General features: G+C 70.8%; 11 protein-coding genes and 2 tRNA genes. 4 read left to right on the top strand and 9 right to left on the bottom strand.

The genetic code is table 11. From position 1 onward, the window contains the following. Nucleotides 1-8 precede the first annotated feature (8 nt). On the bottom strand, nucleotides 9-2,645 hold the full coding sequence (locus ABZ479_RS12965) for a valine--tRNA ligase (RefSeq protein WP_500461625.1): 2,637 nt from the start codon (nucleotides 2,643-2,645) through the stop codon (nucleotides 9-11). 447 nt (nucleotides 2,646-3,092) lie between these two features. On the opposite strand from ABZ479_RS12965, the gene ABZ479_RS12970 reads away from it, so the two are divergent. Further along, nucleotides 3,093-3,932, top strand: a complete 840-nt coding sequence (locus ABZ479_RS12970) for a hypothetical protein (protein WP_500461626.1) — start codon at nucleotides 3,093-3,095, stop codon at nucleotides 3,930-3,932. Between the two features lie 72 nt (nucleotides 3,933-4,004). Here ABZ479_RS12970 and clpX read toward each other — a convergent pair whose 3' ends face one another. The 5 genes from clpX to ABZ479_RS12995 all read right to left on the bottom strand — a co-directional run bounded on the left by clpX (nucleotide 4,005) and on the right by ABZ479_RS12995 (nucleotide 8,678). Further along, nucleotides 4,005-5,291: an ATP-dependent Clp protease ATP-binding subunit ClpX gene (gene clpX / locus ABZ479_RS12975; RefSeq protein WP_018556568.1), complete on the bottom strand. Its 1,287-nt coding sequence runs from the start codon at nucleotides 5,289-5,291 to the stop codon at nucleotides 4,005-4,007. Nucleotides 5,292-5,465: 174 nt separating this feature from the next. After that, nucleotides 5,466-6,137 carry an ATP-dependent Clp protease proteolytic subunit gene (locus tag ABZ479_RS12980; protein ID WP_499598943.1) on the bottom strand — a complete coding sequence of 224 codons (672 nt, stop codon included), beginning with the start codon at nucleotides 6,135-6,137 and terminating at the stop codon, nucleotides 5,466-5,468. Between the two features lie 62 nt (nucleotides 6,138-6,199). Then, nucleotides 6,200-6,802 carry an ATP-dependent Clp protease proteolytic subunit gene (locus ABZ479_RS12985; RefSeq protein ID WP_500461694.1) on the bottom strand — a complete coding sequence of 201 codons (603 nt, stop codon included), beginning with the start codon at nucleotides 6,800-6,802 and terminating at the stop codon, nucleotides 6,200-6,202. A gap of 241 nt (nucleotides 6,803-7,043) precedes the next feature. Continuing rightward, a complete protein-coding gene (gene tig, locus ABZ479_RS12990; RefSeq protein WP_500461627.1) occupies nucleotides 7,044-8,438 on the bottom strand; it encodes a trigger factor in 1,395 nt (464 codons plus the stop codon). Nucleotides 8,439-8,601: 163 nt separating this feature from the next. Next, a tRNA-Pro gene (locus tag ABZ479_RS12995) sits at nucleotides 8,602-8,678 on the bottom strand. 111 nt (nucleotides 8,679-8,789) lie between these two features. Here ABZ479_RS12995 and ABZ479_RS13000 point away from each other — a divergent pair. Then, a tRNA-Gly gene (locus tag ABZ479_RS13000) sits at nucleotides 8,790-8,860 on the top strand. A 326-nt stretch (nucleotides 8,861-9,186) separates the two neighbouring features. On the opposite strand, the gene ABZ479_RS13005 is transcribed toward ABZ479_RS13000, so the two are convergent. The 3 genes from ABZ479_RS13005 to ABZ479_RS13015 are packed head-to-tail and all read right to left on the bottom strand — an operon-like array spanning nucleotide 9,187 to nucleotide 10,748. Next, a complete protein-coding gene (locus ABZ479_RS13005; RefSeq protein ID WP_500461628.1) occupies nucleotides 9,187-9,606 on the bottom strand; it encodes an arsenate reductase ArsC in 420 nt (139 codons plus the stop codon). A gap of 15 nt (nucleotides 9,607-9,621) precedes the next feature. Then, complete coding sequence (locus ABZ479_RS13010; RefSeq protein ID WP_500461629.1) at nucleotides 9,622-10,362, bottom strand: aquaporin; 741 nt, start codon at nucleotides 10,360-10,362, stop codon at nucleotides 9,622-9,624. Next, on the bottom strand, nucleotides 10,359-10,748 hold the full coding sequence (locus ABZ479_RS13015; protein WP_500461630.1) for an ArsR/SmtB family transcription factor: 390 nt from the start codon (nucleotides 10,746-10,748) through the stop codon (nucleotides 10,359-10,361). Before ABZ479_RS13015 ends, ABZ479_RS13010 begins: the two co-directional genes overlap by 4 nt. Nucleotides 10,749-10,852: 104 nt before the next feature. Between ABZ479_RS13015 and ABZ479_RS13020 the strand changes: the two genes are divergently transcribed. Beyond that, nucleotides 10,853-11,344 carry an ArsI/CadI family heavy metal resistance metalloenzyme gene (locus tag ABZ479_RS13020; protein ID WP_500461631.1) on the top strand — a complete coding sequence of 164 codons (492 nt, stop codon included), beginning with the start codon at nucleotides 10,853-10,855 and terminating at the stop codon, nucleotides 11,342-11,344. A 290-nt stretch (nucleotides 11,345-11,634) separates the two neighbouring features. Further along, entirely contained in the window at nucleotides 11,635-13,110 is a 1,476-nt protein-coding gene (locus ABZ479_RS13025; protein ID WP_500461632.1) for a sensor histidine kinase, read from the top strand. The last annotated feature ends 282 nt before the right edge of the window (nucleotides 13,111-13,392 follow it).

Below are 13,392 nucleotides of genomic sequence, written 5' to 3' on the forward strand. Positions count from 1 at the left end.
CCGGTGCGTCAGCCCTGCGGCAGCGAGGACAGCTGCGCGGTGATGCGGGCGATGTCCGCCTCGGCCGCCTCCAGGCGGGTGCGGATCTTGGCGACGACCGGTTCCGGGGCCTTCGCCAGGAACGCCTCGTTGCCGAGCTTCGCCGTGGCCTGGGCCTTCTCCTTCTCGGCGGCGGCCAGGTCCTTGGCCAGCCGCTTCCGCTCGGCGTCGACGTCGATCGCCCCGGAGAGGTCCAGCGCGACCGTCACGCCCGCCACCGGGAGGGTCGCCGTCGCGGTGAAGGCCTCGCCCTCCGGCTGCAGGCGCAGCAGCTGGCGGACGGCGGCCTCGTGGGCCTCCAGGCCGGTGGAGCCGAGGTCGAGCCGCGCCGGGACCTTCTGCCCGGGCTGCAGGCCCTGGTCGGCGCGGAACCTCCGGACCTCGGTGACCAGCGACTGGACCGCCGCGATCTCCTTCTCGGCGGCCGCGTCGCGGAAGCCGGAGTCGGCGGGCCAGTCGGCGATCACGATCGACTCGCGCCCGGTGAGCGTGGTCCACAGCGTCTCGGTGACGAAGGGGACCACCGGGTGCAGCAGTCGCAGCAGCTTGTCCAGGACCTCGCCCAGCACGCGGCGCGAGACCTCGGCCGGACGGCCGCCCGCCATGAAGGTGGTCTTGGAGAGCTCGACGTACCAGTCGAACACCTCGTCCCACGCGAAGTGGAAGAGGGCGTCGCTGAGCTTGGCGAACTGGTAATCGTCGTAGAGCGCGTCGGCCTCGGCGACCGTGGCGTTCAGCCGGGACAGGATCCAGCGGTCGATCGCCGACATCTCCGCGGGCGCGGGCAGTTCGCCCTCGACCGTGGCGCCGTTCATCAGCGCGAAGCGCGTGGCGTTCCAGATCTTGTTGGTGAAGTTCCGGGAGCCCTGGACCCAGTCCTCGCCGATCGGCACGTCGGTGCCGGGGTTGGCGCCGCGGGCGAGGGTGAAGCGCAGCGCGTCCGAGCCGTACTTGTCCATCCAGTCCAGCGGGTCCACGACGTTGCCGAAGGACTTGGACATCTTCTTGCCGCGCTCGTCGCGCACCAGGCCGGTGAGGGCGATGGTGTGGAAGGGCGCCTGGCCGTCCATCGCGTACAGGCCGAACATCATCATCCGGGCGACCCAGAAGAAGATGATGTCGTGGCCGGTCAGCAGGACGTCGGTCGGGTAGAACTTCTCGAGGTCCGGGGTGCGCTCCGGCCAGCCCAGGGTGGAGAACGGCCACAGGCCCGAGGAGAACCAGGTGTCCAGGACGTCGGTGTCCTGCGTCCAGCCCTCGCCGGCCGGGGGCTGCTCGTCCGGGCCGACACAGACCGTCTCGCCGTCGGGGCCGTACCAGACCGGGATGCGGTGGCCCCACCACAGCTGGCGCGAGATGCACCAGTCGTGCATGTTGTCGACCCACTGGAAGTAGCGGCCGGACATCTCCTGCGGGTGGATCTTCACCCGGCCGTCGCGGACGGCGTCACCGGCGGCCTGCGCCAGCGGGCCAACCTTGACCCACCACTGCAGCGACAGCCGCGGCTCGATGATCGTCTTGCAGCGGGAGCAGTGGCCGACCGCGTGGACGTACGGCCGCTTCTCGGCGACGATGCGGCCCTGCGAGCGCAGGGCGCCGACGACGGCGTCCCGGGCCTCGAGGCGGTCCATGTCCTGGAAGGGGCCGTGGACGGTGATCCGGGCGTGGTCGTCCATGATCGTCAGGGACGGCAGGTTGTGGCGCCGGCCGATCTCGAAGTCGTTGGGGTCGTGCGCCGGGGTCACCTTGACGGCGCCGGTGCCGAACTCCGGGTCGACGTGCTCGTCGGCGACGACCGGGATCCGGCGGTCGGTGAGCGGCAGGTCGATCTCGGTGCCGATCAGGTGCCGGTAGCGCTCGTCGTCGGGGTGGACGGCGACGGCCGTGTCGCCGAGCATCGTCTCGGCCCGGGTGGTGGCCACGACGATGGAGTTCTCGCCGTCGCCGTAGCGGATCGATACCAGCTCGCCGTCCCGGTCCTCGTGCTCGACCTCGATGTCGGAGATCGCGGTCAGGCAGCGCGGGCACCAGTTGATGATGCGCTCGGCGCGGTAGATCAGACCGTCGTCGTAGAGCTTCTTGAAGATCGTCTGGACGGCACGGGAGAGGCCCTCGTCCATGGTGAAGCGCTCGCGCGACCAGTCCACGCCGTCACCGAGACGGCGCATCTGGCCCAGGATCCTGCCGCCGTACTCCTCCTTCCACTGCCACACGCGCTCGACGAAGGCCTCGCGGCCCAGGTCGTGCCGGGACTTGCCCTCCTCGGCGAGCTGCTGCTCGACCTTGTTCTGGGTGGCGATGCCCGCGTGGTCCATGCCGGGCAGCCACAGCGCCTCGTGGCCCTGCATCCGCTTGCGGCGGGTGAGGGCGTCCATCAGCGTGTGCTGGAAGGCATGGCCCAGGTGGAGGCTGCCGGTGACGTTCGGCGGCGGGATGACGATGGTGTACGGCTTCTTGTCGCTCTTGGCGTCGGCCTCGAAGTAACCGCGCTCTACCCAGCGCTCGTACAGGGGCCCCTCTACCTCGGCCGGCGCGTACTGGGTCGGCAGTTCGGGGGTCGCGCTGTTCGGTCCGCTCGCGGCGGCCTGCTGAGTGTTGTCGGTCACGGCGCTCAGTTTACGGGCGCGGCGGGCCCCGTTACGAATCCACCGGTGCCGGGCGCGAGGGGCGGGGCCGGGGCACGGGCGAGGTCCGCCCGGGCGACGCGTGCCCGCCGCGGGACCCCGCCGGGGTGCCGCCGCCGTCCGGACCGGGGGCGGGCCGCGGTGCGGGCCGCGGGCCCGGCGAGGGCTCCGGCACCGGCGGGCGGACACCCCGCCGGGGGCGTGGCGGGCCCGCCGGCCCGAACGACCGGCGTACGGGGCGCTTCTGACGCTCGCTCAGTCCGGTCGGACCGGTGGGCGCCGCCCCCGCCGTCCGGGCCCCGGGGGTGATCAACCGGGCATCTGCACCGTCTTGTTACCAAGTCCTGACGACTCCGATGTAAAGGCGGCTTAAACAATCCGCGAGGATGATGACGAGGAGACAGCAGTTCAACGAGGGGACTCTCACCGATGAGCTTCAACCAGCCGCCGCCGCAGCCGGGTTACGGCGGCCAGCCCGGCTACGGGGGCCAGCCCGGCCAGCCCCAGCAGCCGCCGGTGCCGCCCGGCCCGCCCCAGCAGCCCGGACCGGGGTACGGCTATCCGCAGCAGCCCACGGCCCCGCAGCCGGGCGCCGGCTACGGCTACCCCCAGCAGGCCGGCCCGTACGGTCAGCAGCCCGGCCCGTACGGCCAGCAGCCCGGCGCCTGGGGCGCCCCGCCGCCGCCCCGGTCCGGCGGCAAGGGCAAGGTCATCGGCATCCTGCTCGGCCTCGTGGTCGCCGTCGCGCTCATCGGCGGCGGCATCGTCTTCTTCATGAGCAGCGGCGGCGGGGGCGGTGACTACAAGCTGACGACCCCGGCGACGGTCGTAAACGGCACGTACAGCAAGTCCAGCCAGAAGCTCGCGGAGTCCGAGTCCGGCAGCGACCAGTACATCTCGAACGGCACCTCGATCTCCGCCGCCTACACCAGCGGGGGCGAGCAGATCGGGTTCGGCGGCGCCTACGGCGGGATCGACGACCCCGGCGCCGCGGTCGACAAGATGATCTCGGCTGCCCTCGCCGGGAGCGCGGCGAGCGAGCAGCACCCGGCCGGTTTCGACGGCGACGTGATGAAGTGCGGCGAGAAGGACTACGGCGTCTTCAAGTCGCCCTTCTGCGTCTGGGGCGACGACAGCACCGTCGCGCTGCTGATCTGGTCCCCCTCCCCGGAGGCGACCGGCTCCGGCACCATCCCCGACGCCCCCTCCGTCGCCGACTTCGCGGAGACCACGGCGAAGTTCCGGAACGACGTCCGCGTCAAGAAGTGACCCACCCGCACGTGAAGGGGGGCGCCCGGCAGATGCCGGGCGCCCCCCTTCACATGCGCGGGCTGGTGCGCGCTACGCGCTCTTCTGCTCGCCCTTGCCGATGATGCGGGGCTCGCGCGGGACCAGGGTCGGGTTCACGTTGGAGTGCACGACGTCCTCGGTGATGACGACGCGGGCGACGTCCTTGCGCGAGGGCACCTCGTACATCACCGACATCAGCACCTCCTCCATGATGGCGCGCAGGCCGCGGGCGCCGGTCTGGCGGAGGATGGCCTGGTCGGCGATGGCCTCCAGGGCGCCGCGCTCGAACTCGAGCTCGACACCGTCGAGCTCGAAGAGCCGCTGGTACTGCTTGACCAGGGCGTTGCGCGGCTCGACCAGGATCTGCAGCAGCGCCTCGCGGTCGAGGTTGTGCACGCTGGTGATGACCGGCAGACGGCCGATGAACTCGGGGATCATGCCGAACTTGACCAGGTCCTCCGGCATGACCTCGGAGAACTGGTCGGCGGAGTCGATCTCGCGCTTGGAGCGGATCGTCGCGCCGAAGCCGATGCCCTTGGCGCCGGCCCGGGACTCGATGATCTTCTCCAGACCGGCGAAGGCACCGCCGACGATGAAGAGCACGTTGGTGGTGTCGATCTGGATGAACTCCTGGTGCGGGTGCTTGCGCCCGCCCTGCGGCGGCACCGAGGCCGTGGTGCCCTCCAGGATCTTCAGCAGGGCCTGCTGCACGCCCTCGCCGGAGACGTCCCGGGTGATCGACGGGTTCTCGCTCTTGCGGGCGACCTTGTCGATCTCGTCGATGTAGATGATCCCCGTCTCGGCCTTCTTGACGTCGTAGTCGGCCGCCTGGATCAGCTTGAGCAGGATGTTCTCGACGTCCTCGCCGACGTACCCGGCCTCGGTGAGCGCCGTGGCGTCCGCGATGGCGAACGGCACGTTCAGCATGCGGGCCAGCGTCTGGGCGAGCAGGGTCTTGCCGGAGCCCGTGGGGCCGAGCAGCAGGATGTTGGACTTGGCGAGCTCGATGCCGTCGTCGTGGCCGCGGCCGCCGCCGTTCTCACCGGCCTGCACCCGCTTGTAGTGGTTGTACACCGCGACGGAGAGCGCCTTCTTCGCCGGCTCCTGGCCGACGACGTAGCTCTCCAGGAACTCGTAGATCTCGCGCGGCTTCGGCAGGTCCTCCCACCGCACCTCGGAGGACTCGGCGAGCTCCTCCTCGATGATCTCGTTGCAGAGGTCGATGCACTCGTCGCAGATGTACACACCGGGTCCTGCGATGAGCTTCTTCACCTGCTTCTGGCTCTTTCCGCAGAACGAGCACTTGAGCAGATCGCCGCCGTCACCGATGCGTGCCACGAGGTGCTTCCCCTTCGCCTGGGTCCCGTCAGTTCGACGAGTCCTGGTGCTTGCCTATCGACGGTACCTTGCCGCGCCCCCAGTGCGGGCCCCCCTTGGAGCTACTGGGCCGTGACCTGCACAACCCGGTCGCTCCAAGAGGGGACTTCTTGTCGCAGAATGCCCTGCCGGGCGTCAGACCGCGACCGACGAGCCCTTGCGGGTCGAGACGATCTGGTCGACCAGACCGTAGGAGAGGGCCTCCTCGGCCGTGAGGATCTTGTCGCGCTCGATGTCGTCGCGGATCTTCTCGATCGGGGTGCTGGAGTGCTTGGCCAGCATCTCCTCCAGCTGGGCCCGCATCCGCAGGATCTCGTTGGCGGCGATCTCCAGGTCCGAGACCTGGCCGCGGCCCGTCTCGGAGTACGGCTGGTGGATCAGGATGCGGGCGTTGGGCAGCGCCATCCGCTTGCCGGGGGTGCCTGCGGCGAGCAGCACGGCCGCGGCGGAGGCCGCCTGGCCCATGCAGACCGTCTGGATGTCGGGCTTCACGAACTGCATCGTGTCGTAGATGGCCGTCAGCGCCGTGAAGGAGCCGCCGGGGCTGTTGATGTAGACCGAGATGTCGCGGTCCGGGTCCATCGACTCCAGGCACAGCAGCTGTGCCATGACGTCGTTGGCGGAGGCGTCGTCGATCTGCACCCCGAGGAAGATCACGCGCTCCTCGAAGAGCTTCGCGTACGGGTCGTACTCGCGGACGCCCTGGGAGGTGCGCTCCACGAAGCGCGGGACGACGTAGCGGGCCTCGGCGGCGTTCGCGCGGTCGTACAGGCCGCTGCCGGGGAAGTTCTGGGTGGTCACGTTCACCGTCCTGGAGATGAGCAGTGGGCTGGGGTCGGTCCTGCGGGGCTGTACGGGCTCAGGCCCGGTCAGGCCCCGGTGCCGCCGCCGCCCGGCACGTTCACGGCGTGCGTGATGACGTCGTCGATCAGGCCGTACTCCTTGGCCGCGTCGGCGGAGAACCAGCGGTCGCGGTCGGAGTCGCGGGTGATCGCCTCGACGCTCTGGCCGGAGTGCTCCGCGATGAGCTCGGCCATCCGCCTCTTCGTGCGCAGGAGCTGCTCGGCGTGGATCTTGATGTCCGAGGCCGAGCCGGCCAGGCCGGCGGAGGGCTGGTGCATCAGGATGTCGGTGTTCGGCAGCGCGAAGCGCTTGCCGGGGGTACCGGCGGTCAGCAGGAACTGGCCCATGGAGGCGGCCAGGCCCATGGCGATGGTGACGACGTCGTTCTTGATGAACTGCATGGTGTCGTAGATCGCCATGCCGGCCGTCACGGAGCCGCCGGGGCTGTTGATGTAGAGGTAGATGTCCTTGTCCGGCTCAGCGGCAAGGAGGAGCAACTGCGCGGTGATCTTGTTGGCGATGTCGTCGTCCACCGGCTGGCCGAGGAAGATGATCCGCTCGCCGAGCAGCCGGTTGTAGACCTGGTCGCCGAGGCCACCGATGGTCGGCTCGCCGGCGGCGGAAGGCATCGGAGTCGTCACGTATCCACCTGCTCGTTGTCGGACGGCGCGGACGCCGTCACAGGGACTTCTCGTAGGGCACGGGCCCTCGTACTTACGGACCCTAACGCGCAGGTGGGGCCCGGCAATCCCCCACGCGGAACTGTTCGCTGTGAGCGCAGGGGGGGTGTACGCGGAGAGCGAAAAGAAGCAGGACGGGCCCGGACGCAACTGTCGTCCGGGCCCGTCGGATGTCGCTGCGGGGCGAGGCTCAGGCCTCGGAGCCCTCACCCTTGGCGGTCTCGGCGTCCGCGTCCTCGGAGGTGGCCGCGACCGTCTCGCCGGTCTCGTCCTCCTCGTCCTCCAGGTCGACGACCTCGCCGTTGGTGTCCTTGACCGTGGCGGCCTCGACGACCAGGGCCAGCGCCTTGCCGCGGGCGACCTCGCCGACGAGCAGCGGGACCTGACCGCCCTCGACGACCGCCTGGGCGAACTGGTCCGGGCTCATGCCCGAGGAGGCGGCACGGCGCATGAGGTGCTCGGTGAGCTCCTCCTGGTTGACCGAGAGCTTCTCGGTGTTGACGAGCTCGTCGAGGACGAACTGGGTCTTGATGCCCTTCTTCGCCTGCCCCTCGATCTCCTCGTCGTACTCCTCGCGGGTCTTGCCCTCGTTCTCGAGGAACGACTCCCAGGTCAGGCCCATGGCCGGGAACTGGTGGTGCTCCAGGTTGTGGACGCGGGTCTCGACCTCGTCCTTGAGGAGCTTCTCCGGGAGCGGGATCTCGACCAGCTCCAGGAGGGCGTCCAGCACCTTCTCCTGGGCCTGGGTGGCCTGGTCGTACTGCTTGATGCGCTCCTGGCGCTTCACGGCGTCGGCGCGGAGCTCCTCGAGGGTGTCGAACTCGCTCGCCAGCTGGGCGAAGTCGTCGTCCAGCGCGGGCAGCTCACGGGCCTGGACGGTGGAGACGTCCACCTTGACCTGGGCCGTCTTGCCGGCGGCGGAGCCGCCCTTGAGCTCGGAGGCGAAGGTCGCCGAACCGCCGGCCTCCAGGCCGGTGACGGCCTCGTCGATGCCGTCGAGCAGCTGGCCGGAGCCGATGGTGTAGGTGACGCCGCTGGCGACGCCGTCCTCCAGCACCTCGCCGTCGACCGAGGCCTCCAGGTCGACGACCACGACGTCGCCGTCGGCGGCCGCGCGCTCCACGACGGTGGTGGAGGCGAAGCGCTCGCGCAGCTGCTCCAGGGCCTTGTCGACGTCCTCGTCGGTCACCTCGATGGCGTCGACGGTGACCTCGATGCCGGAGTAGTCCGGGATCTCGATGACCGGCCGGATGTCCACCTCGGCGGTGAACTTCAGCTCCTGGCCGTCGTTGAACTCGGTGATGTCCACCTCGGGCTGGCCGAGGACGTTGAGCTCGCCCTCGTTGACCGCCTCCGTGTAGAACTTCGGCAGGGCGTCGTTGATGGCCTCTTCGAGGACCGCGCCACGGCCGAACCGCTGGTCGATGACGCGCGCGGGGATCTTGCCCTTACGGAAGCCCGGCACCGTGACCTGCTGGTTGATCTTCTTGTACGCCGCGTCGAGGCTGGGCTTGAGCTCCTCGAAGGGCACCTCGACAGTGAGTCGAACCCGGGTCGGGTTCAGAGTCTCGACGGCGCTCTTCACGGTTGGGTCTCCTTGGGGGCTTTACGTTGATGGGCGGCCGCTCGGCGTCGTGCGGGGCGGCTGGTGTTCGACCTGGCTTTTCCGCGTATCGCGTGGCCGACGACCCATCCTACCGGTACCACAATCCTGCGGCCGGGCCGCTCGGCGCGGGACGGCCGAGCACTGGTCGGGGTGGCCGGATTCGAACCGACGACCTTCCGCTCCCAAAGCGGACGCGCTACCAAGCTGCGCCACACCCCGTCGGTGCGACACGTAGAGTACATGCCTCCGCACACCCTGACGGCCAAATATGCCGTGCGCGGGAGCCGGGTCGATCGGCTACGATCTGATGTGCCAGAATGACTGGCCGTTGCGGGCGTAGCTCAATGGTAGAGCCCCAGTCTTCCAAACTGGCTACGCGGGTTCGATTCCCGTCGCCCGCTCTGCAGGCAAAGGCCCAGGTCAGGGGTACATCTCCCCCGGCCTGGGCCTTCGTCGTCCCCCGGCCGGGCCGGCCGTCCGCGCCCGCCTCGTGCCCCCTCCTGCGCGCATCGCGCTCACGGACTTCGCGATCACGCCCGCGGCCGCCCCGGTGATCGCGGCGCTCGCGGTCACGGCCGCCCGGGCCGGACCGCGAACGGCGGGCGAACGGTGACCGGACGGGGTACGCGGATCGTGCCGTGGCCGAGGCCGGTGTCCTGCCGACGCGGGCCGGTCAACTCACCCCAACGGGGGCCTCGGAAGGCCGCCCTCGGTCACGGTGCACGGCTCATGCCCCCGCTGGTACGCCCAGTTCGGTGAGCAGGCCGCGCACGCGCCGTTCGATCTCGTCGCGGATCGGGCGGACGGCGTCGACGCCCCGGCCGGCGGGGTCGTCGAGCTGCCAGTCGAGGTAGCGCTTGCCGGGGAAGTACGGGCAGGCGTCGCCGCAGCCCATGGTGATGACCACGTCGGAGGACCGCACCGCCTCGGTGGTGAGGACCTTGGGGACCTCCGCGGAGATGTCGATCCCGGATTCCTCCATGGCCTCGACCACCGCCGGGTTGACCGCGTCGGCGGGGGCCGAGCCGGCCGAGCGGACCTCGAGCCGGTCCCCGGCGAGGTGGGTGAGGAAGGCGGCGGCCATCTGGGAGCGGCCCGCGTTGTGGACGCAGACGAACAGCACGGACGGGACGGTGGAGGTGCTCACGGGGTTCTTCCTCGGTCAGTGACGGGTGGCGGCGAGTACCGGCGCGGCGGGCGTCGCGGCAACGGTGGGCGGCGCGGTGGGCGTGTCGCGGCCGAAGAGGACGGCGGCGAGGGCCAGGCCGATGACGGCGCCGAGGAGTTGGGCGGCGACGAACGGCGCCACGGAGGTGGGGGCGATGCCGGCGAAGGTGTCGGAGAAGGTGCGCCCGACCGTCACGGCCGGGTTGGCGAAGCTGGTGGAGGAGGTGAACCAGTACGCCGCGCCGATGTAGGAGGCGACGGCGGCGGGTCCGACGCGCCGCTGCCCCGTACGGCCGAGTCCGCGGACGAGCAGGATCAGGCCCGCCGTGGCGACGGCCTCGCCCAGCCACAGGTTCCCGGCGGACCGGTCGTGCGCCGACCACCGCACCAGCGGTTCGGCGAACATCGCGTCGGCCAGGACCGCTCCGCCGACGGCCCCGGCGAACTGGGCGGGAACGTAGGCGGCGACCTCACGCGGGGCCGGGCCGTCACCGGTGCCGCGCCCGGTCCACCAGGCGGCGAGGGTGACGACCGGGTTGAAGTGCGCGCCGGAGACCGGGCCGAGCAGGACGATCAGGACGCCCAGGCCGAACACCGTCGCCAGGGAGTTGGCGAGAAGCTGCACACCCGCGTCCCGGGACAGCTCCGAGGCCTGGATGCCCGAGCCCACCACGACGGCGACCAGGGCTGCGGTGCCGAGGAACTCCGCAGCAACACGGCGGCCGAGGGCGATCATGCGCGGGCCGCGGCGGCGGCCGGCTCGGCCGGGGCCCGGAGGAGGGAGGAGAGCCGGGCGAGCGCGGGCGGCAGCACCCAGTAGTAGACCCAGGTACCGCGCCGTTCGGAGCCCACCAGACCCGCTTCCCGCAGCACCTTCAGGTGGTGCGAGATCGTCGGCTGCGACACGTCGAACGGCCCGGTCAGGTCGCACACACAGGCCTCGCCGCCCTCGTGGGAGGCGATCAGGGAGAGCAGACGCAACCGCACGGGATCCGACAGCGCCTTGAACATCCGCGCCAGGTCGACGGCTTCGGCCTCGCCCAGCGGTTCCCGGACGATCGGCGAGCAGCACGCGAGGTCCTGCTCGTCCTGGCCTAGCACCCGCAGGTCTGATTTCGACATGCGTCTATGTTGACACCTGTCGATGCAGCTGGCAACCTCGGATTCGTCGAGCTGTATCGATGAACGTCGATGCAGCTGCGGAACGGCAGATGAGGGAGTCCGTCATGTCCCGCGTTCAACTCGCCCTGCGCGTCGCCGACCTCGAGGGGTCCATCGCGTTCTACTCCAGGCTCTTCGGCGTCGGGCCCGCCAAGCTCCGTCCCGGCTACGCCAACTTCGCCGTCCCCGAGCCCCCGCTCAAGCTCGTCCTGATCGAGGGCGAGGAAGGACAGGACACCCGGCTCGACCACCTCGGCGTCGAGGTCGAGTCGACCGACCAGGTCGTAGCCGCCACAGGACGGCTCCAGGAGGCGGGTCTGGCCACCTTCGAGGAAAGCGACACCTCCTGCTGCTACGCCCTCCAGGACAAGGTCTGGGTCACCGGTCCCGGCAAGGAGCCCTGGGAGGTCTACGTCGTCAAGGCCGACGCCGGCACCCTCGGCAAGAGCGCCGAGAACGCCCCGGCCGGGTGCTGCGCCTCCGGCGAACAGCGCGCGCCGGCCGACGACGGCACGCCGGCCACCGCCGGCGGAGGATGCACCTGCGGCCCCCGTTGACGGGGCAGGCGGACGCCTGCCCCGGATCCGACGGCCGGACGCTCCCGCCCTGAGCGCCCGGCACCGGGGCCTCGTTCGACCGACGGACCGGCCCGTGCCCGTGACCCGGGCCGTCCCGGCACGCCACGTGGTGCGCCCGCCCCTCATGGAGTTCTCATCTCGGCACGCCACAATGCGCCCGTGTACACCACGGTGAGATTCGCCGGGTCGCCGCTCGCGAGGCGGCGCCGGTCCGTTGACGGGCGCTGGCTGCCGCGTGCCGTGGCCGGGACTGCGGGGAGTGCCCGGTGGTGACGAGGTACGTGCGGCAGTTGCCTCTGCGGGCGCGTCTCGGCCTCCCCGCCGCGGTCGCCGTCGCGGCCGCCGTGACGGTGGCGGCCGTCGCGGCGTGGTTGCTGACCCAACGGCAGCTCGACAGCCAGCTGAACACCAATCTCCGCAGCGTCCAGGCGTCACCGGGGTACGTCAGGGACCTTCTGCGGCTGTGCCATGTGCGGCGGCCCGCGGCGGTTCAGGACACGGGCGACAGCACCCCGACTCCGTACACGGTGCAGGTCATCACCAGTGACGGCACCGTGTGCACCGCTCCCGGCAGTTCCCCCATGAGGATCACCGACGCCGACCTCGCCGTGGCGAACGGACTCCAGGAGGAGGCCGTGCACGACGCCGAGTCGGAGGACGGCCGGACGATGCGGGTCGCGACGTCGCGGCCGAACCGTGCCGGCGACCAGGGCGGCGGGTTCGCGGTGTCGATAGCGCAACCCCTGAGCGTGGTCTCGGAACCCCTCACCAGTCTCGCGTGGCTCCTCCTGGGTGTGGCAGGACTCGGAGTCGTCGGCGCCGCCACGACCGGGGCCGGGATCGCCCGGGCGGGGCTGCGTCCCGTACTGCAGCTCACGGACGCGACGGAGCACATCGCGCGGACCGAGGACCTGACGGTGCGGATCCCCGTTGCGGGTGACGACGAGATCGCGCGCCTGGCGAAGTCGTTCAACGCGATGACCGCGGCGCTGGCGTCCTCCCGCTCCCGGCAACAGCAGCTGATCGCCGACGCGGGACACGAACTGCGGACACCCCTGACGTCGTTGCGCACCAACATCGAACTGCTCATCCGCAGCGAGAGGACGGGGAGGGCGCTTCCCGCAGGCGTGCGCGAGGAACTGCTGGCCTCGGTGGAAGCGCAGATCGCCGAGTTCGCCGGTCTCATCGGTGACCTCCTGGAGCTGTCCCGGCCGGACGCCGCACCGGACCAGGCGTCCATGCGGCGGGTCGCACTCCACGAAGTGACCGAGCGCGCTCTCGTGCGGGCGAGACTCCGCGGCAAGGAGATGGAGTACACCTGCGAACTGGACGACTGGTTCGTCCGGGCCGAGCCGGCCGCTCTTGAACGAGCGGTGGTGAACCTGCTGGACAACGCGGTGAAGTTCTCACCGGCCGGAAGCACGATCTCCGTGCGTCTGTCCGCAGGACAACTGTCGATCGAGGACGAGGGGCCGGGGATCCCGGAGGACGAGATGCCGCACGTGTTCGAGCGCTTCTGGCGTTCGACATCGGCGCGCGGACTGCCCGGCAGCGGCCTCGGTCTGGCCATCGTCGCCAGGGCGGTGCACGCCTTCGGCGGGGAGGTCCGGCTGCAGAGGGCGTCCGGGGGCGGAACGCGGGCGATCGTGACCCTGCCGGGAGCGGGAACGCCGCCCCCGCTCGCGGCACCGGCCGGGGCGCGTCGTGCGGGACGCGGGCCGGACCGGGGCCCTGGGGGCGGCTGATCCGGTCCGCGTCCGCGGTGGCCGGGAAGGCCGCTACCAGTCTCTCTCGCAGTCCGATCGGGGAGCGGTGTCCCCGTGCGGGGCCGCCCACGCGGCGGCTTTCGCGCCGGCCTTGTGGCAGGGCCGCTCGCGGGGGAGCACCGTCAGCTCGAGCTTTTCCAAGTCGCCGACGTTGCCCTGGTAGACCGTGTCGCCGCTGTAGGAGGCCGTGATGGTGTCCGGGCCCGCGGTAGAGGGTGCCGGTGGGCCTCGTCGTGGCGGCGGCGTCACTGGGGCAGACCA

Source organism: Streptomyces sp. NPDC005722 (assembly GCF_040630935.1).
Taxonomy (GTDB): Bacteria; Actinomycetota; Actinomycetes; order Streptomycetales; family Streptomycetaceae; genus Actinacidiphila.